Below are 1,710 nucleotides of genomic sequence, written 5' to 3'. Positions count from 1 at the left end.
ACTCAGGTCCGTCCATCCACCTTTTCCTCACTACAAGACCCCAGAGTAGAAAAATAAATCTACGGTCGTATGAATATTCGTGGGATATCTTCCGGGAAAATAAATCAACGAATTCGCCGTATTTTTCCTTAGAATCCTCATCAAATTCAGATTTCAAGTTTGAACGTATGAAATCCAAAAATACAGAGTATCTCAATCTTTCTACTTCAGAAATGCCAATATCGATTGCCGCGAGAATTTCTGCGACAGTTTCTCTGACAACGATCTCGATAGGAAATTTACCTACTATATCTACTATATCCACTTTTTGTTTTCCCGTTACGACCCATCGCCGGCTTAATATTTGACGCCCAGAGAATTCATCACGCTGCGACACGATGAACACGGTCCCATTTGCGCCCCTGTCGGTCCAGGCAGGGTCCTGCCGATGGATGCGGTACCTACCGACAGGTTCTGGGGGTTTTCTCCTGCATTCATTGCTTTTGATATAGCGTCAATTTCGCCGCAACAGCCATGCGCTTGTGATTTTTGTGTCACATTTGCGAGCGCCTCGTCCACTGTCGAATTTGTTGATCGCTGAACCCCAAGTGTTTCAGCGGCCCGCAAACTTAGTCCTGGATAGGCAGCGCCGGTTTCGGACGATACCGCGAATGATGCCGCTCCCTGCTTAACCCCCAAAGATTCGGCAGAGAGCGCCGCTTTTGACGCAAGTGTTTTGGCTATCGTCAACTCAGAAACGGTAGCGAGCGCCTTAACCCCAAGCCCGCCTGGTATGACGCCAAAAACGCCATCAGCTGTATCGGCTCTTCCTGATCTGCTAAGGTTGTATTTTCCCAAGGCCTTTCGGGTAACTTCCGGTGAAGCGCCATCTAATACGCTGAGGTCACCGTCGGCGTTTCGGAGAGCTGACGCCAGCCTGTCCGCTTGCTTGTCCTGTTCACGGGCTTGCTTCTCTGCCGCCGCTCTGTCCTTGGCGACTTGCGCGGATGATGGTGTGCTAGCGACGTGCCCGTTGTTGTCGGCGTTATTGACCGGATCGTTCTGGGCATACGCATACCGGTTGGTGCCGACGCCTGCTTTGGTCGGATCCCAGTCATCCGGTGAAATAAACCGCCCCAGCACCGGGTCCATGTACCGAGCATTGAGATACAGCAGGCCGGTCTCGGGATCGAAGCGTTCGCCGATGTAGTTCTTCTGCGTCTGGAAGCCGGTGTTGAGGCTTTCGCCATAGGTGGCGTAGCTGGTGGCGTCGACGACGGTGCCCGACATGTCGGTGACTTGGCGCACCGAGGCGAGATGTTCGCGGTGCAGGAAGTATTTGGTGGTGTCGACGACCTTGATGTCGGGATGCGGATAGCGCGATCTATGTGCCGGAAACCTATGAAGGCCGGCCGCCGGACGCCGACAGCGCCGACCGCGCCGACATGGTGCAGCGCCTGTCGACACTGACGCCGCAACAGCTGCGCGTGCTGCAGATGCTGCGCCAGGGCCTGCTCAACAAGCAGATCGCCTATGAGCTGCAGGTGGGCGAAACCACGGTGAAGGCGCATGTCTCCGAAATCCTGCGCAAGCTCAATGTCTACAGCCGCACGCAAGCGGTGATCGAGGTTTCGAAGCTGGACAATGCGGAGTTGTTTCGCGATCAGGCTGGGTTTTGAGCTTTTACCCTCCTCCTTGTGGGGAGGGTCGATCCGCGAAGCGGAGCGGGGT

General features: G+C 54.7%; 2 protein-coding genes and 1 pseudogene. 1 reads left to right on the top strand and 2 read right to left on the bottom strand.

All coding sequences use genetic code 11. The features are described 5' to 3' along the window. Together EN925_RS40310 and EN925_RS39915 are read right to left on the bottom strand one after the other, a co-directional pair. The coding region (locus EN925_RS40310) for a hypothetical protein (protein ID WP_206633105.1) at nt 1-304 on the bottom strand (304 nt) is incomplete at its 3' end. Between the two features lie 32 nt (nt 305-336). Beyond that, the gene (locus EN925_RS39915) at nt 337-1,269 is read right to left on the bottom strand and encodes an RHS repeat-associated core domain-containing protein (RefSeq protein ID WP_164894618.1); all 933 of its coding nucleotides are present in this window, start codon (nt 1,267-1,269) and stop codon (nt 337-339) included. Nucleotides 1,270-1,358: 89 nt separating this feature from the next. On the opposite strand from EN925_RS39915, the pseudogene EN925_RS34745 reads away from it, so the two are divergent. Further along, nucleotides 1,359-1,658, top strand: a pseudogene (locus tag EN925_RS34745) (response regulator transcription factor); the annotation flags it as partial. Nucleotides 1,659-1,710 lie beyond the last annotated feature (52 nt).

The sequence above is a fragment of the Mesorhizobium sp. M7A.F.Ca.US.006.04.2.1 genome, from assembly GCF_004022915.1.
GTDB classification, from domain to species: domain Bacteria; phylum Pseudomonadota; class Alphaproteobacteria; order Rhizobiales; family Rhizobiaceae; genus Mesorhizobium; species Mesorhizobium ciceri.
This window is presented reverse-complemented; position numbering and strand designations above follow the sequence as displayed.

Excerpts from the sequence above, each read along its gene's own strand:
- EN925_RS39915 (WP_164894618.1), bottom strand. The coding sequence starts at position 1,269 with ATGTCGGGCACCGTCGTCGACGCCACCAGCTACGCCACCTATGGCGAA.